The sequence below is a fragment of the Achromobacter sp. GW823-FHT04E03 genome, assembly GCF_058796095.1.
In genome coordinates this window covers 1049290-1069059 of record NZ_JBXAIJ010000002.1, presented here as the reverse complement: position 1 = coordinate 1069059, position 19770 = coordinate 1049290, and the positions used below count along the sequence as shown (strand labels likewise).

Genomic DNA, 19770 nt, shown 5'->3' with positions numbered 1-19770 from the left:
GTTCGTCTGTTGGGCGCGAACAACCTCGACAGGGATGGCGAAACTTCGCGTGCCGTCAATGCTACCTTCGAAAACGCTCGATCGTGAGTCCCTCGAGGTCGATTTCAGGCTTGCGGCCGCAGACCAGATCCGCCACGATCCGGGACGTTCCGCAAGCCTGGGTCCAGCCGTTCGAGCCATGCCCGCTGTTGAGAAACAGCCCGCCCCAACCAGAGACTCCGAGAATCGGGGGGCCGTCTGGCGTCATGGGGCGCAGACCCGCCCAGAAGGTAGCGTTGGCGTAGTCGATACCATGTGGGAACAGGCTGCGCACCGTCCGGACCAGCACATCCTTGCGGGCCGCCTTCAATGACAAGTCGTGGCCGACCAGTTCGGCCATGCCCGCCGCGCGGATTCTATTGCCCCGCCGTGAAATCATGACCTTGTTGTGTTCATCCATGACCGACATATTGGGCGCTTGATCGGCATTGGTCACCCGCGCGGTAATCGAATAGCCCTTGAGCGGATATACGGGAAGCTTGATCCCCAGCGGCGCAAGCAGTGCCGGAGCCTGGTTGCCCAAGGCGACAACCGTGGCATCGCCCTTCAGTATGCCGCCAGAGGTCTCTGCGCCCACCACCCGACCGCCCTCATGCAGCAATCGCCGCACATCGGTGTCGAATCGAAACTTCACGCCCGCACGCTGAAGCCAGGCGGTCAATGCCTGGCAGAAAATGTGGCTATCGCCCGAGGCATCGGACGGCAAATGAAGGCCGCCCGCGATCCTGGCGGTGGCGTCTCGCAAGGCCGGCTCGACCGCCAGCGCATCGCGCCCGTTCAACACACTGTGGCGAATGCCGAATTCCCTCAGTGCGCTGGCGGCAATATCGCCATACCGGCACTCCGCTACGGTCTGGAACAGCTGCAACACGCCGCCCGCATGAAAATCGAACGCGAGCGGCGTCTCGGCCATGAGCTGCTTCAGGCAAGCGAGACTGTAGTGAGCCACGCGCTGCATGCGCAGTTTGTTGACGCGAAACCGCGGCGCATCGCATTCCATCAGCCATCGCCTGGTCCAACGGAGCCTTTCAAATTCGGGCCAAAGCGAAAAGCGCACCGGGGCATCGGCTTGCAACGCCATCTTCAATACCTTGACCGGCATTCCCGGCGCGGCCCATGGCGCCGCAAAGCTCGGGCAAAGACCGCCCGCATTGCCGAAACTGGTTTCCATTCCCGCCGCCGAGTGGCGTTCCACAACTTCGACGTCATGGCCTTCGCGGCAGAGATAGTAGGCCGTTGTGGCGCCGACTACGCCGGATCCGAGGATGAGAACTTTCATGGGCGTGGTTGTCTTGGTCGATCGTGATGTCTGCGGCGTAGCCGGAAGGCGCTGCCCGGCGATGCCAGGCCGGACCGGATTCAAGAATAAAGGGTGCCGGAGTGAAATTTATTTCATTGTTTTGACGCCAATCCGCGCGAATGGAAAGAAAATTCACCAGCTGTATTGCTAGCATTAATGGCGTGCTGAACATTCGCAATCGGTCCGCGCCTTTGATATGCGCGGCCTTGGGCCGGAACCTCGTCAAATCATGTCTGAACAGATTCGCCGCTTCCCCTCGCTCTCTCATTGGGGCGCATTCACCGCGGTCACGCAAGGCGGCCGGCTGATCGATTGCGAACCGTTCGCCCGCGACAGCGCTCCCTCGGGCATCCTGCAATCGATGCCTGCCATGGTCCACTCGCCGCTACGGGTGAACCGGCCAGCCATCCGGAAGGGATGGCTGCGCGACCGGCACTTGTGCGACGGGAGCGAGCGCGGACGTGACGACTACGTTGAGGTCAGTTGGGACGAGGCCCTTGCGGCGGTCCATTCGGAACTCCAGCGAGTGAGGACAGAGCATGGCAGCGAGGCCATCTTTGGCGGCTCATATGGCTGGTCATCGGCGGGCCGTTTGCACCATGCGCGCACCCAGACGCACCGTTTCCTGAACGCCGGCGGCGGCTTTACGAATCAAGCGGGCAACTATAGCTGGGGCACCGCGCAGTTCCTGCTGCCCCATGTGATCGGCACCTATACGCCGGTTACCGGCCGTGTGACGGACTGGAACAGTGTCACCAGTCATACGCGGCTGCTGATCGCATTCGGCGGCATGCCGTTGCGCAACACGCAGATCACATCGGGCGGCGCAGGGGACCATCCCGTGCCCGGGCAGCTCGAACGGGCGGTAGCCGCTGGCATGGAGCTTGTGGTCATCAGCCCGACCCGGGGAGATGTCCCTGCCGGCGTGCGTGCGCGCTGGATTCCCATTCGTCCCAACACGGACGCGGCCTTGATGCTGGCAATGATCCAGGCGCTGATCGTTGATGGCGTCCACGACGAAGCGTTCCTCCAGACCCACTGCGTTGGATTTCCGGCCTTGCGCGATTATCTCGAAGGCAGTACGGACGGAATCCCGAAGACGCCGGAATGGGCCCAGGCGATCTGCGATGTGCCGGCCGAGACTATCCGCGCACTCGCGCGTCAGGCACGCAACACTCGCACGATGCTGACTTGCGCGTGGTCGTTGCAACGGGCTCATCGCGGCGAACAGCCGTATTGGGCAAGCATTGCGCTAGCCGCTGCGTTGGGGCATATCGGGCTGCCTGGCGGGGGCTTTGCGTTTGGGCATGCGTCCATGAATGGCGCGGGAAACCCGCGCATGGAGATCGCGGGACCGGCCATGGAATCGGGACGCAACCCGACCGGCTCGGTGATTCCTGTTGCCCGGGTCACCGACATGCTGCTGCATCCTGGCCAGCACTATGAATTCAATGGGCGGGAAGGTACTTATCCAGACATCAAGATGGTGTACTGGGCCGGCGGCAACCCCTTCCATCACCAGCAGGACCTGAACCGCTTCAGCCGGGCGTGGAGCCGGCCGCAAACGATAGTCGCCCATGAGATCTGGTGGACACCCATGGCGCGGCGCTCGGACATTGTGCTGCCGGCCACCACCACGCTGGAAAGAAATGACATCGGCGGGTCGACGCGCGATCGTCACGTGTTCGCCATGCATCAGGCCCTGGCGCCGATCGGCTCCAGCCGCAATGACTTCGACATATACCGGGAACTGGCCGCGCTGGGCGGCTACGAGCATGGTTTTACCGAAGGCCGAGGCGAGATGAAGTGGGTACGGCATATCTACGAATCAATGGCCAAGGAATGGCGCGACTGCGGCCATATGGCCCCTGATTTCGATGCATTCTGGAGCCGCGGGTTCGTGGAAATTCCCGAGCCTGAAAAGCCATTCGTGCTGTTCGAAGAGTTCCGTCGCGATCCCGAGGAACATCCACTGCGTACACCGTCCGGACGCATCGAGCTGTATTCGGAAAAAATCGCCGGATTCGGTTACGCCGATTGCCCGCCCCACCCCAGCTGGCTGATGCCGGACGAATGGCTTGGATCACCCAAGGCTGCACGGTGGCCGCTGCATCTGCTCACACCGCAGCCCGCGGGCAAGCTCCATTCCCAAATGGATGGCGGCAAGGCATCGGTGGACCTCAAGGTCAATGGCCGGGAGGCCCTGCGCATTTCGCCGTTGGATGCGCAAGCGCGCCGCATCGGCCAGCATGATCTCGTCAAGATTTACAACGACCGTGGCGCGTGCCTTGCAACCGCGCTTATCGACGCCGACCTCAAGCCTGGCGTGGTGGCGCTGCCTACGGGAGCATGGTTTGACGCTGCCGACGAGGAGCTGGAGATACACGGCAACCCCAACGTATTGACGATCGACGTGGGCACTTCCCGCTTGACTCAGGGAAGCAGTGCCCAGTCCGCGCTGGTGGAGGTAATGCGCTGGGAAGAAGCCGCGCCTTCGGTCCGGGCCCTGGAGGTGCCGGCAATTGCCAAATTGGATCGTGCCACATAGCCGTCTGGCCCGGGTCCGGACACGGCTTTTCCCAAGCGCCCCGAGCGCCCCTCGATGGGGCGCTCTGGTTCTTGGGAAAGCGCCTTATTCCGCGGTGATATTGGCCTGCTTGATGATGGCGCTGTATTTGTCCGTCTCGGCCTGGATGTACTGCGCGAAGTCCGCGCTGTTCCGATAGGAGCTTTCAAAGCCGAGGTTGTCGAGTTGCTCCTTCATGCTGGCGGACGTCATGACTTTCTGCGTGGCGACTTCCAGCTTCCTGAGTATCGGCTCCGGCAACTTGGCTGGCGCCCACAAGCCATACCAGGAATAAAACTCGAAATTCTTCAGCCCGGCTTCGCGCATCGTGGGAACGTCCGGAAGCAAGGGGCTGCGCTTGTCGCCGGTTACCGCCAGCGCGCGTATCTTGCCTGACTTGACCATCGGCAGCGAGGAGAGCATTGGATCGGCCAGCGCGTGAACCTGTCCGCCGATCAGATCGGTCAAGGCGGGACCGCCGCCTTTGTAGAGGACGATCGGGATCTTCAGATCGGAAAGACCGCCTTCATATGCAAACTGCGCGATGGCGAGGTGCCCCGCCGAGCCAAAGCCCGTGGTTGCAAAATTGTATTTGTTGGGAGCTGCCTTCACCACACCGACGAACTCCTGCACGGTCTTCGCAGGGACATCGTTGTTCACGCTGAATATCAATGCGCCTTGCGCCAGACCGCTGATGGGGGTGAAATCCTTCACCGCATCGAAGGTCATCTTCTTCCCATAGAGCAGCGGGTTGATGTTGTGGATCGAGGCATTCAGGTACAACGTATAGCCATCTGCCGCCGAACGGGCGACCACGCCTGCGCCCACCATCCCGGACGCGCCTGCCCTGTTGTCGATGATGACCGATTGCTTCAGCTCCTCGCCCAGCTTCACGGCAAATATGCGGGCGAGGCCGTCGACGGAGCCGCCAGGAGGATGAGGCACCACGATGGTAACCGGGCGGCTGGGATAGGAGGCGTCCGCCTTCGACTGCGCCTGTACCGAACCCAGCACGGCCAATCCACCGACAACTGCCGCAATGCCTTTCATGCAAAGGCGGCGAGAACGAATAGGGGTATTACGCATGACGAACGATCTCATTGAAAATGGTTGGGCAACGAATACCGCCCCCCCTCTTCGGCCCCGCAATACATGAAAAAAGGCCGGCGTGGAAAGCGGGGATGATCGTAGGCGAATCAGTAGGTGCCTGGATAGGCTGCGCCGTCTATTAAGATATTCTGGCCGCATATATAGCCGGATTGGGCCGCGCAGACATATGCGCAAAGCGCGCCCAATTCCTCGGGCTCGCCGTAGCGGCCGGCAGGATTGTTGGATCCGCGCTCCGTCCACAGCTGTTCAAAACTCTTGCCGCCTGGCTCCAGCATTCCTTCTATGTGATGCCGCTGCGCATCGGTGGCGAAGACGCCCGGAAGCAGGTTGTTGATGGTGACGTTGTGCCGCACCGTCTGGCGGGCCAGGCCCGCAACAAAGCCCACCAGGCAGGAGCGCGCACCATTGGAAAGGCCGAGTTCAAGCTGCGGGGTTTTGACGCTGCGTGAAACGATGTTCACGATGCGGCCGAAGCGGCGTTCCATCATGCCGTCGACGACCCGCCGGATCATGTCGATCGGCCCGAGGGCCATGGCATCAAGGGCCGCATGCCAGTCGGACTGGGTCCACTGGCGGAAGTCGCCGGGCGGCGCGCCGTCTGCGTTATTGACCAGAATATCGGGCGCGGGACACGCCGCAAGCGCCGCCTCCCGCCCTTCATCCGTGGTGATATTGGCAACTGCGTATCGGACCCGGGTTCCCGTGGCCGCCGTGATTTCCTCAGCGGCCTGGGCCAGCGTGCTTTCCGTGCGCGCCGCGATGGTCACGTTGACGCCTTCGCTTGCCAACTGATGGGCGCAGGCGCGGCCCATTCCCTTGCTGCCGCCGAAAACCAGCGCGTGGCGGCCTCGAATTCCCAAATCCATAGCGTTTCCTATTGCAAAGGCGCAGCCCGATCCATGACATGAAATGGCCGGAAAGGAATTCAGTCAGCAGGAAGCCGCAAGGCGGACAATCTCCCAACGCGCGTTCTTTCCGGCCCCATCCTGCAAGGGATCAGGCGGCCTTCAGTTGCAGCGAATTCCAGCCGTACTTCTTGTCCAGCCCCAGCGCCTTGACCGCGCGCAGGCCCTTGAGCAGAGGCTCTCCTTCCAGTGCGCGCAGCGGCTTGCGCAGTTCGCCTGCCGGCAGGCCCACGGCCTTCATCAGCGATTTGATGGCCACGGGGTTGATGGCCGAGTACGAGTAGTGCAGCAATTGCAGATTGCGCAAATAGGATTCGCGGAAGCTGAAGCTGACCTCGGGCGAGGTCCAGGGCTGGGAAATTTCCGTCAACTCTGCCGGCGCGATATTGCCGGTCATGTTGGCCGTGCCATGGCCACCCAGGCTCATGGTCGGCACGACCAGGCCCAGATTGGGCGAATCGCAGCACATCACGGATACGTCGGGCGCGCCGTATAGCACCTGCGCCACCTGGCCCACGCGCGTGGTGGATTCCTTGTGGACCACGTAGTTCGGGTGCTTAAAGATGCGCAGCAGCTGATCCCAGTGCAAATCGCTCTTGACCCGCGGCGGATTGTTGTAGATGCCCAGCGGCAGATCGGTGGCGTCGGCTATCTCGAGGAAATAGCTTTCGATGTCCGCTTCCGAGGCGCAGATGTAGGCAGGCGCTGCCAGAATGGCGCCATCGGCGCCGTTGGCCCGCGCAAAGCGCAGGTAATCCATGGTGGCCTCGGTGTTGTTGCCGGTGCAGCCATAGAAGAGCTTCATCTTGCCGGTCTTCATCTTCGCGGTTTCCACGATGATGTCCTGGCGCTCTTTTTGCGACAGCATGGAAACCTCGCCCGTGGATCCCATGATGAGCACGGCGCTGGTGCCGTTGTCTTCCTGGAACTTCAGCAGTTCGCGGAAGGCTTCGTAATCGGGACTGCCATCCTTGTTGAAGGGCGTAATCAGGGCCACGAAGGACCCGGTGATCTTCATCTTGCTCATGTGTATCTCCAGTAATGGACGAGTCAAAAATGGTGGAAGCTCAAACCGAGCGGGCGACTTCTTTCTGAGTATCTTGCTGCTGCGCGTCCTGGCAGGCAACCATCGCAGCCAAACCTTGCTTCAAGTCGGCGATCAGGTCTTCCGGGTCTTCCAGTCCCACATGCATGCGTACTGCCTTGCCCTTGTGAGGCCAGCGATCACCATGGTGCTTTCCCGGAGTGAACGGTATGGCCAGGCTTTCATATCCGCCCCAGGACACGCCGATTCCGAAATGATGCAAGGCATCGACAAAGGCGGCGACTGATTCGTCGTCGCTGGCGCGCAGGACTACCGTGAACAGGCCGCTTGCCCCCTTGAAATCACGCTTCCAGATGGCATGGCCCGGATGCGACGGCAGCGCGGGATGCACCACGGCCTCGACCTCGGCTTGTTGTTCCAGCCACTGGGCCACGCGGATTCCCGACGCCATATGCTTCTGCAGCCGCACGTCCATGGTGCGCAGCCCGCGCAATGCCAGGAAGATATCGTCGGGACTGGCCGTCTGGCCCATTTCCTGCGTCGTCTCCCTGACCTTGGGCCAGGTGGCTTGGTTGCAGGTCACCACGCCCAGCATGGCATCCGAATGACCCACGATGTACTTGGTCGCGGCGTGAATGGACACATCGACGCCATGGTCGAAAGCCTTGAAGAACAATGGCGTGGCCCAGGTGTTGTCCATGACGACAAAGGCGCCGTGCGCGTGTGCGGCCGCCGCGATGGCGGGAATATCCTGGATTTCGAGCGTTTCGGAACCCGGCGATTCGACAAATACGACGCGCGTATTGGGCTGCATGAGCGATTCGATGCGCTTGCCGCAAGCAGGGTCGTAGACCTGTACCTCAACCCCGAAGCGGCTGAGCACGCGATCGAGGAAGGAGCGGGTCGGGGAATAGGCGCTATACGAAACCAGGATATGGTCGCCGGCCTTGAGCAAAGCGGTGAGCGTCGTGGCGATGGCCGCCAGGCCCGAGGGAAAGACCAGGGAGCGGTGTCCGCCTTCCAGGGTGGCCATGGCCTCCTCGAACGCGTGGGTGGTGGCGGTTCCATAGCGGCCATAGGTGGTGGCGCCCGGCTCTTGCGCGGCGCGGGCGCGCTTCATGCCTTCCCATTCCGCCATGCTGCCCGCGAGTATCGTCGATGCCCTGCAGATGGGGGTATTCACCAGGCCGCCAAAACGTTCCGGATGCCGGCCTGCGCTGACGAGTTGAGTGCTTTGCCTCATGAACTTCAATCTCCGTGGATGCACGGCCAGCGCTTCCAGGGGAAGTCGATGACCACTGATGACGTGATCAAGTCTATGAGGAGAGTGGGTGAAAACTCTTCGATTTTTTACCCCTTCCGGAGGCAAAAAGAGAAAAATAATCACCGCCGAATCCTGACAATCTGGCGAAGGCGGACTGGCTAAGCCGGGTCAGCTCAGACCCGGGGGAGGAAAGGCCTCAGCTTCGGGCAGCGGCGCGTGCGCGTCTCGGCCTGCTTGCGTCAAGGGAATTCCACCGGCCCGCGCGTTCCTCGATGGTGGAGGGAAAAATCTCCAGGCAAAGCTTGTGCAGCGAACGGACGAACGGATTCGATTTCAGGAACATGGCTTCCCCGAAATAGATGGGAATCCTCGGCGCGTTGGGAAGCGCGATGCAGCTCAGGCGCCGATCCGACTCGTCGATGCACCACGTGGGAAGCAAGGCGAAACCCAGGCCTTCATCGACGCAACGCTTGACGCTCATGCTGGTCGAAGTAGACACCGCGACCTTGGGCTGCTCGTTGCCGACCGACAAATAGTCCAGTGCGATATTGCGGAGCATCTGGCCGGGTTCATAGGTCACCAGCGGCCGCCCAAGCGCCCATTCCGGAACAGCCGTCTCATCGGCTGGCGCCGGCCAGCTCGACGGGAACGCCAGCGCCGGCTGGTAGTGGCAGATAACGCGCTGCGGAATCACGGTGTCGCCGAAATAGCGCTCGCTCAAACAGACATCCAGCGAGCCGTTGCGGATCAGCTCCGGCAGCGAGACGTCCTTTTCGTAGCCGACGATCTCGACGTTGGGATACATGCGCCGAAACTTCGTCAGCACCGGCGGCAGCAGGTAGTAGAAGATCGCGTGCGGCATCCCGATACGGATGACTGGCCGTTCCTTGTCGATCAGGTTGCCCAGGCGCGTCAGCATGACGTCGAATTCCGGCGCCAGCAGCCGGTAAAGGCTGGTGCCGCGCGGAGTGAGCTTGATCGACTTGGCGCCGCGCCCAGCCACCACCAACTTCTCGCCGACGCGCTGCTCGAGGCGCCGGATGTGATTGGCCACCGACTGGTAGGTGATGTTCAGCCGGCGCGCCGCGGCGGAATACGTGCCCTCCTGTGCGACAAGGAAAAAAGTCTGCGTGAGAGTAAGGTCCACCTCTTGCATCGCGCCTCCGGCTCGCCGGCTCAAATATAAAATTTCTTGTAGGTTTGGCTCGATGAATTGTATCGCCCCCGGGGGTAGCGGCCTATAACATCGACCTCAGGTTTGGCCTCCGAACCGCGCGGCGGCAACGGCATACAGGTATGTACGCTGCGCAAAAGGGAGGGTAAGTTGAGTGAGCCATGGACAAGAAAGATCGCTGCATCCTCGCGTTGCTTCAGACTGATGCGCGCCTCTCGAACAATGAAATCGCCGAACGGGTCCACCTGTCCCCGACCGCGTGCTGGAAGCGGATTCAGCATCTGCAGGCGTCCGGCCTTATTCGCCGCCAGGTTTGCCTGTTGGACAACAACAAAGCGGGGCTGGGCGTGACTGTGTTCGTGTCGATAAAGACGAACCGCCATGACCTGAATTGGCTCGAGAAATTCTCGCTCGGCGTCAAGGATATGCCGGAGGTCATGGAGTTCTATCGGATGACCGGCGACACCGACTACCTTCTCAAGGTGGTGGTGCCCGATATCGCCGGGTTCGATTTCGTCTACAAGAAGCTCATCCAGGTCGCCGAACTGTTTGACGTCAGTTCGAGTTTTGCGATGGAGGAACTCAAGTACACCACGGCGTTGCCGCTTGATCATCTTTGATGCGCAGGCGCGACAAGCCCCAGTCTGAGGGAATTGCATCCCAAACCGAGGAATTGGACGTGGCGCGTAATTGGAGCGGGTGATGGGAATCGAACCCACGCTTGAGGCTTGGGAAGCCGCCGTTCTACCATTGAACTACACCCGCTCGGGTGTCGTGCCCTCGGCGCAAAGCCGAAGCAGAGGCGGCGATTATAGCGCGCCTTTTTTCATCGCTGCTGGCCGCCGCCGCCCTGCTGCAACAGGCCCTCAGCCTCAAGGTTGTAAATATGTCCCCAATTTAGTGCATCTGGGCGACAGCGGCATGCCGGGCCTGCCACTACAATTCGGGCTATGAATACGAACACCCCCGAAAACAACCCCGCAGCCGCCTCGGCCCCGGCTGCCGCAAGCGCCCCCGCGACGCCTGGCGGCGAGCCCTCGGCTACCGCCGTTTCCCCGGAAACGCAGGCGGCGCTGGCCAGTACCGCCCACGCTCCCAACAGCCCGGGCGCGACCCATATCCGCAGTTTCGTGCACCGCCGCGGCCACATTACGCAGGGCCAGCTGGCCGCGCTCGAGCGCCTGATGGGCCAATGGTCCATTCCCTATGCGCCGCGCCGCCTGGATCCCGCCGCCGCCTTCGGCCGGCAGGCCCCGACGGTGCTGGAAATCGGCTTCGGCATGGGCGAGACCACCGAGAAGATCGCGCTGGCGCGCCCGGACGACAATTTCCTGGGCGTGGAGGTGTTCAACGCTGGCGTGGGCTCGCTGCTGCGCCGCATTGAAGACTCCAATATCCCGAACCTGCGCATCATCCAGCACGACGCGGTGGAAGTGGTGCGCGACATGATCGCCCCCGATTCGCTGGCCGGCGTGCATATCTATTTCCCCGATCCGTGGCCGAAGAAGCGCCATCACAAGCGCCGCCTGATCCAGCCCGCGTTCATCGCGCTCCTGGCCAGCCGCATCGCGCCGGGCGGCTACATCCATTGCGCCACCGATTGGGAAGACTACGCGGTGCAGATGCTGGAAGTGCTGGGCAATGAGCCGCAGCTTGCGAATACCGCGGACGGCTACGCTCCGCGCCCCGATTACCGCCCTCTGACCAAATTCGAGAACCGCGGCCTGCGACTGGGCCACGGCGTCTGGGACCTGATCTTCAAGCGAGTCGCCTGATGCTATACCCGCCCATCGAACCCTACCGCCAAGGCACGCTGGACACCGGCGACGGCCACCAGATCTACTGGGAACTCTGCGGCAATCCGCAGGGCAAGCCCGCCGTGTTCCTGCATGGCGGCCCCGGCAGCGGCTGCTCGCCCGTGCACCGGCAGCTGTTCGATCCGCAGCGCTACAACGTGCTGCTGTTCGATCAGCGCGGTTGCGGCCGTTCGCAGCCCCACGCCAGCCTGGAGAACAACACGACCTGGCATCTGGTGTCCGACATCGAACGTCTGCGCACCGAGGTCATGGGCGCGGAAAAGTGGCTGGTGTTCGGCGGGTCCTGGGGTTCGACGCTGGCGCTGGCCTATGCGGAAACGCACGTGTCCCACGTCAGCGAACTGGTGCTGCGCGGCATTTTCGGGCTGCGGCGCGCGGAGATCCATTGGTTCTACCAGGAAGGCGCGTCGTGGCTGTTCCCCGACCGCTGGGAAGAGTACCTTGCGCCGATTCCGGAAGATGAGCGCGGCGACCTGGTCGCGGCGTATCACAAGCGCCTGACGGGCGACGACCCGGCCGAGCAGTTGCGCGCCGCCAAGGCCTGGAGCAAATGGGAAGACAGCACCATCACGCTGCTGCCCAGCCCGCGCCACCAGCAAAGCCATGCCGCCGACCGCGCCGCGCTGGCGTTCGCGCGCATCGAGAACCACTACTTCGTGAACCGCGGCTTCATGGAAGAAGGCCAGCTGATACGCGATGCGCACAAGCTGCGCGGCATTCCGGGCACCATCGTGCAGGGGCGCTACGACGTCTGCACGCCCGCGCGCACCGCCTGGGACCTGCACCGCGCCTGGCCCGAAGCCGAATTCCACCTGGTCCCGGATGCGGGCCATGCGTTTGACGAACCCGGCACGTTGGCGCGGCTGATCGCCGCCACCGACGGCTATGCGCGATAACTGAGGAGACCTGCATGCACATCACCCTGAACGGAGACGCACGGGAGTTTCCCCTGGACACAACCGTGAACGAGCTGCTGGAAGCCCTGGGCTATGCCGGCAAGCGCGTGGCCGTGGAACGCAACGGCGAAATCGTGCCCAAGAGCCAGCACGCGCAGACCGCGCTGACGGACGGCGACCAGATCGAAATCGTGGTGGCCGTGGGCGGCGGCTGACACCGGCGCCGCGCTGAAAGACAGCCAAGACAAGGGCCGCTGCGATAGCGGCCCTTGTCGCATGTAGCCGCGCGCCCGATGCGGTTTAGACCGATCGCGGCGCATTCCCTGCAAACTGACCAGCATTCTTGCGTAGTCTGCCGACAGGCTAGCAACCTGTTACACGTTAACCCCTCGTCGCCCGGGGAATGTGCGAGTCATAATCGTTCCTGCTGGTTTCGTACGTTCGTCTTGCTGTTGTTCTAGCGTTGCACATCGCCCTCGCGGGGCAGAGGAGGCATCATGAACACCGCAGTCATCATCAACCTGATCATCCAGCTTGTCGCCGGCGCTGCCGCAGGCAATGGCTTGGGAAAGATGCTCCAGCAGTTCAATCTGGGCCCGTTGGGCAATACCATCGCAGGCGCCATCGGCGGCCTGGCAGGGGGTTCCTGGCTGGCTCCGATGATCACCGCCGGAGCGAACGCGGTTGCAGCAGGCAATACGGGACTGGATCTTTCCGCGATCGCCAGCAGCGTGGTCGGCGGCGGCGTCGGTGGCGCCGTGCTGACCTTGATCGCCGGCATCGTGCGCAAAATGTTCATGGGCCAAAAGCCCTGATGGCACTTGTTTCTCTCACCGCAACATAGATAAAGGAAACACTATGGGTCTGCTCAATTTCATCAAGGACGTTGGAGAAAAGCTCTTCGGCGCCAGCGAGGCCAAGGCCGCGACGGCGGACGAATTGAAGAAAGAGCTCGATAAGCACGGCCTGAATGCCGACGGCTTGCAGATCTCGGTCGATGGCGACAAGGTCACGGTGGCGGGCGAGGCCCTCAGCACTGAAGCGGCGGAGAAAATCACTCTGGCGCTGGGCAACACCGTGGGCGTGGCCCAGGTGGACAACCAACTGAAGGTGAAGCAGGCCACCCCGGAAGCCAAGATGTACACGGTGCAGAAGGGCGACAACCTGTGGAAGATTGCCGAAGCGCAATACGGCAAGGGCCAGGGCGCGAAGAACAACCTGATCTTCGAAGCTAACAAGCCCATGCTGACCAGCCCCGACAAGATCTACCCGGGCCAGGTGCTGCGCATCCCGCCCCTGTCCTGATCATTGCCGTAAATCGGACAGGCTGGAAGGCACCCATGCGCTTTCCGGCTTGCATCGCGGCAGGCGCCCCCTGCTAGCCGCGATTACTTGGCCAGACGCAATGTCTGGCCATTTTTTTTGCCCGTCTCTCCAATGAAAAATGCCCCAACAGGGGCATTCCGGTCCGGCGCAAGAAGGGTCTTTTCCGCAGGGCTGCCTAGGGAAAAAGCGCCCCCTTTTGGGGGGCACCGCCAGCGCACGCAGTGCGCGCGCCGTGGGGGCATCACTTCATTCCGAAGCGGCCCAAGCCCTTCATCCCGCCCATGGCGCGCATCATCTTGGCCATGCCGCCCTTCTTCATCTGCTTCATCATGCCCTGCATCTGGTCGAACTGCGCGAGCAGGCGGTTGACTTCCTGCACCGGCACGCCGGAGCCAGCCGCGATGCGACGCTTGCGCGAGGCCTTGATGAGTTCGGGCTTGGCGCGTTCGGCCGCCGTCATGGAGTTCAGGATGCCTTCGGTGCGGCGCAGTTGCTTTTCAGCCTGGCCGCCCTGCAATTGGCCGGCAGCCTGCTGAAACTGGGCGGGCAGCTTTTCCAGCAGCGAGCCCATGTCGCCCAGCTTCTTCACCTGGCCCAGCTGGTCGCGAAAGTCGTTCAGGTCGAACTTGTTGCCCGACTTGATCTTCGCGGCGAGCTTCTGGGCTTCGGCGATGTCGATGTTTTTCTGGGCCTGTTCGACCAGCGAGACGATGTCGCCCATGCCCAGCACGCGCTGCGCCATGCGCTCGGGATAGAACGGCTCCAGGCCATCGAGCTTTTCCGAGACGCCGACGAACTTCAGGGGCTTGCCGGTAACGTGGCGCACCGACAGGGCCGCGCCGCCGCGGGCGTCGCCGTCCAGCTTGGTCAGCACCACGCCGGTCAGGGGCAGCGCTTCGGCAAAGGCGCGCGCGGTGTTGACTGCGTCCTGGCCCTGCATGGCGTCGACCACGAACAGCGTTTCCACCGGCTTGACCAGGTCATGCAGCGCGCGGATTTCGCGCATCATGGCTTCGTCGATGCCCAAACGGCCGGCCGTGTCCAGGATCAGCACGTCATAGTGATGGCGGCGCGCGTGGTCCACCGCGTTACGGGCGATGTCCTCGGGCTTCTGGCTGGGGTCGGACGGCAGGAAGTCCACGCCCACCTGTGCTGCCACGCTCTTCAGCTGATCGATAGCGGCCGGGCGGTAGACGTCGGCGGACACCACCAGCACCTTCTTCTTGCCGGTCTTGCGGCCGTGCTGGGTGTGCTGGCCTTCGCTGAGCCAGCGCGCCAGCTTGCCGGTGGTGGTGGTCTTGCCGGCGCCCTGCAGGCCTGCCATCAGGATGACGGCGGGCGGCTGCACCGCCAACGACAGTTCGCCGGAGTCGGCGCCCAGGTCGCCGCCCATCAGGGCGGTCAGTTCCTTGTGGACCACGCCCACCAGGGCCTGGCCCGGGCTGAGGCTGCTGGCGACTTCTTCGCCCAGCGCCTTTTCCTTCACGCGCGCGACGAACTCGCGCACGACGGGCAGTGCCACGTCGGCTTCCAGCAGCGCCATGCGCACTTCGCGCAGCATCTCCTGGGTGTTGGCCTCGGTCAGGCGGGCTTCCCCGCGCAGCGTCTTGACGACGCGCGACAGGCGTTGAGTTAGGTTATCGAGCATGAGAGGCGTTTCCGCTTAAACTAGTTGATTGAACGGTGGCCGCAGGCGCGGATTCTGCGCTTTCGGGCGGCATGCGCCCCAAGGCCCCATCCAGACAACGGTTTCTATGTCACTAGGCATTGTATTTCACACGGCGGCTGCCTTGGCGTACGCGGTGCTGGGAGGGTCGCTTTGGATCCGCCTGGCCCGTGGCGGCGGCGTGGAACAGACCGGCAAAATCGCCCGCCTGTGCCTGCTGGGTGCCCTGGTTCTCCATGGAATCGGGCTGCAACAATCGATGCTGGGGGCCCAGCATCTGTTCATCGGGTGGGCGTTGGCCCTGTCCGCGGCCATCTGGCTGGGCATGGTGGTGTTCTGGCTGGAAAGCCTGCTGGTACGCATAGACGGCCTGCAATTGCTGCTGCTGCCGGCAGCCACCATCGCCAGCGGCCTGGCCGCAATCTTTCCCCAGGGCCAATTCGTGCCCCATGCCAACGACGCGTGGCTGCGCGTCCACCTGCTGATCGCCCTGGCGGCCTACGGCCTGATCACCATCGCCGCGCTGCACGCCATGATGATGGCGCTGCTGGACCGCCATCTGCATCGCCCGCTGGAAGCTCCCGCCGAACGCAGCATCGTCGGCCGCGTGCTGGACTCCCAGCCGCCGCTGCTGGTGCAGGAACAGCTGCTGTTCCGCATCATCTGGATCGGCTTCATCGTGCTGACGCTGGCCGTGGGCACGGGTTCGGTGGCGTCCATGAAGCTGACGGGCAAGATCCTGCCCTTCGACCACAAGACCGTGTTCACGCTGCTGTCATGGCTGACCTTCGGCGTGCTGCTGGCCGGCCGCCACGTCTGGGGCTGGCGCGGCCGCGTCGCCCTGCGCTGGACGCTGACGGGTTTCGGGTTCCTGATTCTGGCCTATACCGGCAGCCGGTTCGTGCTGGAAATGATTCTGCATCGAGGTTGAAGTGGGCAAGTTGCTGTTCTGGATTGTTCTGATCATCCTGGTGCTGTTCGTGGCCCGTCTGGCGGGCCGCATGGCCGCGGCGCGGCAAGCCGGCCAGCAGGGCGCGAAAAAGCCCAAGGCCGATGCGCGCGGCCCCAAGCCGCTGGAGTCCATGGTGCGCTGCGCCCACTGTGGCATCCATCTGCCCCGGTCCGAAGCCTTGCAGCAGAACGGCCAGACCTGGTGCAGCTCGGAACACGCGCGCCTGGGCCCGGCCCGGCACTGATCCGCCTGATTAGAGGCTTGCCGCCCTGCACGGCATAATGCGTGTTGGAAACCACATGCATGCTCTCTTCCCATGGCCTTGCTTCTGGATCGTCATGGCTGGCTGGCGCCAGCCCCGGGTGTTTCGCTCATGCCCTCCCCCAACTGCGACGCGCGCCCTGCCGGCGCGCAGGCGTCGCTGCTGGTGCTGCACAACATCAGCCTGCCGCCGGGGCGATTCGGCGGCCCTGAAGTCGCGGGGCTGTTCCTGAATACGCTGGACTACGGTTCGCATCCCTGGCTGGAACGGCTGCGCGGCCTGCGCGTGTCGGCGCATTTCTTCATCCGCCGCGACGGCAGCATCATCCAGTTCGTGTCCACCGACGAACGCGCCTGGCATGCGGGCGTGTCGCGTTTTGCCGGCCGCGAACGCTGCAATGACTTTTCCATCGGCATCGAGCTCGAGGGCACGGATACCCTGCCCTATGCCGAAGAGCAATACCTGGCGCTGCGCAAGCTGACGCCGGCTCTGCGCGCGCGCCATCCGCTGGCCGCCGCCTGGGGCCATGAACACATCGCCCCGGGCCGCAAGACCGATCCCGGACCCGCTTTCAACTGGACGCGCTTCTCGCGCGACAGCGGCTTTGCACGGCGGCAGCTGCCGCCCGTCTGACACTAAAGGAATGGTTATGTTGAAGATCTGGGGACGCCTGACTTCCGTCAACGTTCAGAAAGTCATGCTGGCGGTGCGCGAACTGGCCCTGCCGCACTCCTTCACGCAGGCTGGCGGTCCGTTCGGCGTGGTCGATACGCCCGAATTCGCCAAGCTGAATCCCAACCGTACGGTCCCCGTCATCGACGACGGCGGCTTCGTGCTGTGGGAATCGAACGCCATCGTGCGCTATCTGTCCGCGCGCTACGGCGTCGGCAGCCTGTGGCCGGAAGACGTATGCCTGCGCGCCGACGCCGACCGCTGGATGGACTGGCAGGCCACCGAATGGCAGGGCGTCATGGGTCCGGCGTTCCTGGGCCTGATCCGCACACCCGAGGAAAAGCGCGACCGCGCCGCCATCGAAAACTCGGTCAAGCGTTCGAATGCCCGTGCCCTGATCCTGGACCAGGCCCTGCAGGGCCGCGAGTTCATCGCCGGCCGCCAACTGACCATGGGTGATATCGCCCTGGTCTGCTCCGCCCACCGCTGGCTGGCCCTGCCGATCGAACGACCGGACACGCCGGCGCTGTCGGCCTGGTACCGCCGCGTCATGATGCGTCCGGCCCCGCAGGGCGTGCTGACGCTGCCGCTGGAATAAGACACAGGGCCGCGGCCTCAGCCGCGGTCCACCTTCCATCCCAGTTCCGCTGAAATCCCCGCTGCGGCGCCCTGCACCACGGCGACCATGTCGCGCATGCGATCCAGCGACATATAGGGCACCGTGCTGGACACACTGATGGCGGCGACGATGCCGCTGGACGCGTCGCGCACGGGCGCCGCCACGCAGCGGATCGACGGTTCGTTGTCTTCCAGGTCGAACGCGTAGCCGTGGGCGGCATAGTCGCGCATACGGTCGCGGAAGGCCTCCCAGGTCTGGCTGCCGCCTCCCGCGCGCGACGACACCGGCGCGCCGACACGGTATAGCGCTTTCCACTGCGGCTCTTCGGTATCCAGCAGCAAGGCCTTGCCCACGCCCGTGGCGGCCAGCGGCATGCGGTGCCCCACGCGCGAGCGCATCTCCAGCCCCTTCTTGCCGGGGATCTTTTCCAGGTACAGGACTTCGTCGTTGTCGCGCACGGCCAGGTGGATGGTGTCGCCCGTCTGTTCCGCCAGGCTGTCCAGATAAGGACGCGCCAGCGTCGCCATCGGAAAGGCTTCGCGCGCCTGGAAACCCAGTTCGATCAGCTTCGGCCCCAGCACATAGCCCACGCCGGGCAGGGACCGCAGATAGCGTTCCTGCACCAGGCAGCTGGCCAGCCGGTGCGTGGTGCTGCGCGCCACGCCGATGCGGGCGCAGATTTCCTTCAGGTCGCGCGCGCCGCCGGACACGGCCTGCACCACCGCCAGGCCGCGCATCAGCGTCTGCGTGCCGGCGGGCGCGGCGCCATCGGGGTCCAGGGTGGGCGTACGGTCGGGAGTCTGCGTAGAGGTCATGAAAGCGGGGCCGGGCGACAAAGAGAACGATTGCAAGCATAACCGCCACCATCGCAGCGAGATGCGGGGAAAAGGCGCGCTTTCCGGGCGATATGCCCGGAGGATGCTCCAGGCGCAGGGAGCGCGCCTCATCACCGTTTTTTCCCTGTATGCGGGATTTAATTCTATATTTTGAGATTTTTCAAGCGCTGATCTAGAATTTTTCCCATCGCCCGCCGCGTGCTCACAAACATCCGGCGGGCCTGAGACAACAAGGTCCGCAGAGCCCTGCCCCCGCGCCAGCCTCACCGCGCGTCCGCAGCCCGGTTTGCGGCCGGAAACGAGACAGCTTCTGATGACTACCGGATCTCCCGCCCGCGCGGCGCTTATCGCGCTGGATTGGGGCACCTCCTCGCTGCGCGCCTACCGTCTGGATGCCGCCGGCCGCACGCTGGATACGCGCCATCTGCCCTGGGGCATCATGCGCCTGCCGCAGCCGCTGCAGGACGGCGCCGCCACCACCGCCCTGTCGGGCTTCGAGCTGGCCTTCGAACAGGCTTGCGGCGATTGGCTGCGCGCCGAACCGGCCCTGCCTGTGATCGCCTGCGGCATGGTCGGCAGCGCCCAGGGCTGGAAGGAAGCCGCCTACCTGGACGTGCCGGTCGACCTGCAGCGCATCGGCACGCTGCTGACCAAGGTCGAACGCGAGGACGGCCCTGCCCTGCACATCGTGCCCGGCCTGATCCAGCGCCATGGCCTGCCCAACGTCATACGCGGCGAAGAAACCCAGGTCGTCGGCGTGATGGCGGACCAGGCGACCCGCAGCGCCGACAGCGTCCTGATAGGCCTGCCCGGCACGCATTCGAAGTGGGTCAGCGCCCGCCGCGGCCGCGTCACCCACTTCGACACCTTCATGACCGGCGAGGTCTACGCGGCGCTGCGCGGCCACACCATCCTGGGCCGGACCATGGCCGACGCCGCCAGCGCCGACATGGCCGCCTTCGAGCGCGGCCTGAAAGTTGCCGGAGCGCCCGCCGGCCGCGCGGGCGTGCTGTCCACCATCTTCAGCACGCGCGCGCTCGGCCTGACCGGCGAACTGGCGCCCGAATCGCAGGCTGACTATCTGTCGGGCCTGCTCATCGGCCATGAAATCGCGGCGCTTGCCGACATGCTGCAGCAGCAGGGCGAACTGCCCCGCATCGTGCTTTGCGGCGACCCCGCGCTGTGCCGGCGCTACATCCAGGCCATGCAGCACTACGGCCTGGGCACGCCCGAACAGGCGCAGAACGCCACCGAGCGCGGCCTGTGGCACCTGGCCATCTGCGCCGGGCTGATCGCCTCGCCCCCCACGGAATAGGAACCA

At 63.8% G+C, this 19770-nt stretch carries 20 protein-coding genes and 1 tRNA gene; 12 read left to right on the top strand and 9 right to left on the bottom strand.

Annotation, left to right across the window (positions count from 1 at the left end):
- Positions 1–61 precede the first annotated feature (61 nt).
- On the bottom strand, positions 62–1318 hold the full coding sequence (locus AC1RHV_RS16280) for a D-amino acid dehydrogenase (protein ID WP_492301344.1): 1257 nt from the start codon (positions 1316–1318) through the stop codon (positions 62–64).
- 250 nt (positions 1319–1568) lie between these two features.
- Here AC1RHV_RS16280 and AC1RHV_RS16275 point away from each other — a divergent pair, with 250 nt between their 5' ends.
- On the top strand, positions 1569–3887 hold the full coding sequence (locus AC1RHV_RS16275) for a molybdopterin-dependent oxidoreductase (protein ID WP_492301343.1): 2319 nt from the start codon (positions 1569–1571) through the stop codon (positions 3885–3887).
- An 84-nt stretch (positions 3888–3971) separates the two neighbouring features.
- On the opposite strand, the gene AC1RHV_RS16270 is transcribed toward AC1RHV_RS16275, so the two are convergent.
- From AC1RHV_RS16270 to AC1RHV_RS16250, 5 genes are all read right to left on the bottom strand, one after another.
- Entirely contained in the window at positions 3972–4991 is a 1020-nt protein-coding gene (locus AC1RHV_RS16270; RefSeq protein WP_492301342.1) for a Bug family tripartite tricarboxylate transporter substrate binding protein, read from the bottom strand.
- Between the two features lie 110 nt (positions 4992–5101).
- Positions 5102–5881, bottom strand: a complete 780-nt coding sequence (locus AC1RHV_RS16265; protein ID WP_054452198.1) for an SDR family NAD(P)-dependent oxidoreductase — start codon at positions 5879–5881, stop codon at positions 5102–5104.
- A gap of 130 nt (positions 5882–6011) precedes the next feature.
- Complete coding sequence (locus AC1RHV_RS16260) at positions 6012–6947, bottom strand: 4-hydroxy-tetrahydrodipicolinate synthase family protein (protein ID WP_119450446.1); 936 nt, start codon at positions 6945–6947, stop codon at positions 6012–6014.
- 40 nt (positions 6948–6987) lie between these two features.
- Positions 6988–8208: a cystathionine beta-lyase gene (gene metC, locus AC1RHV_RS16255; protein ID WP_119450447.1), complete on the bottom strand. Its 1221-nt coding sequence runs from the start codon at positions 8206–8208 to the stop codon at positions 6988–6990.
- 217 nt (positions 8209–8425) lie between these two features.
- Positions 8426–9385: a LysR family transcriptional regulator gene (locus AC1RHV_RS16250; protein ID WP_054459354.1), complete on the bottom strand. Its 960-nt coding sequence runs from the start codon at positions 9383–9385 to the stop codon at positions 8426–8428.
- Positions 9386–9564: 179 nt separating this feature from the next.
- Between AC1RHV_RS16250 and AC1RHV_RS16245 the strand changes: the two genes are divergently transcribed.
- Entirely contained in the window at positions 9565–10023 is a 459-nt protein-coding gene (locus AC1RHV_RS16245; RefSeq protein ID WP_054459352.1) for an Lrp/AsnC family transcriptional regulator, read from the top strand.
- A 71-nt stretch (positions 10024–10094) separates the two neighbouring features.
- Here the strand turns inward: AC1RHV_RS16245 and AC1RHV_RS16240 are convergent.
- Positions 10095–10168: transfer RNA gene (locus AC1RHV_RS16240), tRNA-Gly, on the bottom strand.
- A gap of 185 nt (positions 10169–10353) precedes the next feature.
- On the opposite strand from AC1RHV_RS16240, the gene trmB reads away from it, so the two are divergent.
- The 5 genes from trmB to lysM all read left to right on the top strand — a co-directional run bounded on the left by trmB (position 10354) and on the right by lysM (position 13421).
- The gene (trmB, locus tag AC1RHV_RS16235; protein WP_166738257.1) at positions 10354–11178 is read left to right on the top strand and encodes a tRNA (guanosine(46)-N7)-methyltransferase TrmB; all 825 of its coding nucleotides are present in this window, start codon (positions 10354–10356) and stop codon (positions 11176–11178) included.
- Complete coding sequence (gene pip / locus AC1RHV_RS16230; protein WP_054459347.1) at positions 11178–12116, top strand: prolyl aminopeptidase; 939 nt, start codon at positions 11178–11180, stop codon at positions 12114–12116. Before trmB ends, pip begins: the two co-directional genes overlap by 1 nt.
- A 14-nt stretch (positions 12117–12130) precedes the next feature.
- Entirely contained in the window at positions 12131–12331 is a 201-nt protein-coding gene (thiS, locus tag AC1RHV_RS16225; RefSeq protein ID WP_054459345.1) for a sulfur carrier protein ThiS, read from the top strand.
- Positions 12332–12613: 282 nt separating this feature from the next.
- Complete coding sequence (locus tag AC1RHV_RS16220) at positions 12614–12931, top strand: hypothetical protein (RefSeq protein ID WP_054459343.1); 318 nt, start codon at positions 12614–12616, stop codon at positions 12929–12931.
- A gap of 43 nt (positions 12932–12974) precedes the next feature.
- Positions 12975–13421: a peptidoglycan-binding protein LysM gene (lysM, locus tag AC1RHV_RS16215; protein WP_054459342.1), complete on the top strand. Its 447-nt coding sequence runs from the start codon at positions 12975–12977 to the stop codon at positions 13419–13421.
- A gap of 262 nt (positions 13422–13683) precedes the next feature.
- Here lysM and ffh read toward each other — a convergent pair whose 3' ends face one another.
- On the bottom strand, positions 13684–15090 hold the full coding sequence (gene ffh, locus AC1RHV_RS16210) for a signal recognition particle protein (protein ID WP_054459340.1): 1407 nt from the start codon (positions 15088–15090) through the stop codon (positions 13684–13686).
- 106 nt (positions 15091–15196) lie between these two features.
- On the opposite strand from ffh, the gene AC1RHV_RS16205 reads away from it, so the two are divergent.
- From AC1RHV_RS16205 to AC1RHV_RS16190, 4 genes are all read left to right on the top strand, one after another.
- Positions 15197–16039: a cytochrome C assembly family protein gene (locus tag AC1RHV_RS16205; RefSeq protein WP_054459338.1), complete on the top strand. Its 843-nt coding sequence runs from the start codon at positions 15197–15199 to the stop codon at positions 16037–16039.
- Position 16040: 1 nt separating this feature from the next.
- The gene (locus tag AC1RHV_RS16200) at positions 16041–16304 is read left to right on the top strand and encodes a PP0621 family protein (RefSeq protein WP_158598561.1); all 264 of its coding nucleotides are present in this window, start codon (positions 16041–16043) and stop codon (positions 16302–16304) included.
- 72 nt (positions 16305–16376) lie between these two features.
- A complete protein-coding gene (gene ampD / locus AC1RHV_RS16195; protein WP_119450465.1) occupies positions 16377–16955 on the top strand; it encodes a 1,6-anhydro-N-acetylmuramyl-L-alanine amidase AmpD in 579 nt (192 codons plus the stop codon).
- 16 nt (positions 16956–16971) lie between these two features.
- On the top strand, positions 16972–17592 hold the full coding sequence (locus AC1RHV_RS16190; RefSeq protein ID WP_054459332.1) for a glutathione S-transferase family protein: 621 nt from the start codon (positions 16972–16974) through the stop codon (positions 17590–17592).
- 17 nt (positions 17593–17609) lie between these two features.
- Here AC1RHV_RS16190 and AC1RHV_RS16185 read toward each other — a convergent pair whose 3' ends face one another.
- Entirely contained in the window at positions 17610–18428 is an 819-nt protein-coding gene (locus AC1RHV_RS16185) for an IclR family transcriptional regulator (protein WP_054459330.1), read from the bottom strand.
- A 334-nt stretch (positions 18429–18762) separates the two neighbouring features.
- On the opposite strand from AC1RHV_RS16185, the gene AC1RHV_RS16180 reads away from it, so the two are divergent.
- The gene (locus AC1RHV_RS16180; protein WP_054459328.1) at positions 18763–19764 is read left to right on the top strand and encodes a 2-dehydro-3-deoxygalactonokinase; all 1002 of its coding nucleotides are present in this window, start codon (positions 18763–18765) and stop codon (positions 19762–19764) included.
- Positions 19765–19770: the final 6 nt, after the last annotated feature.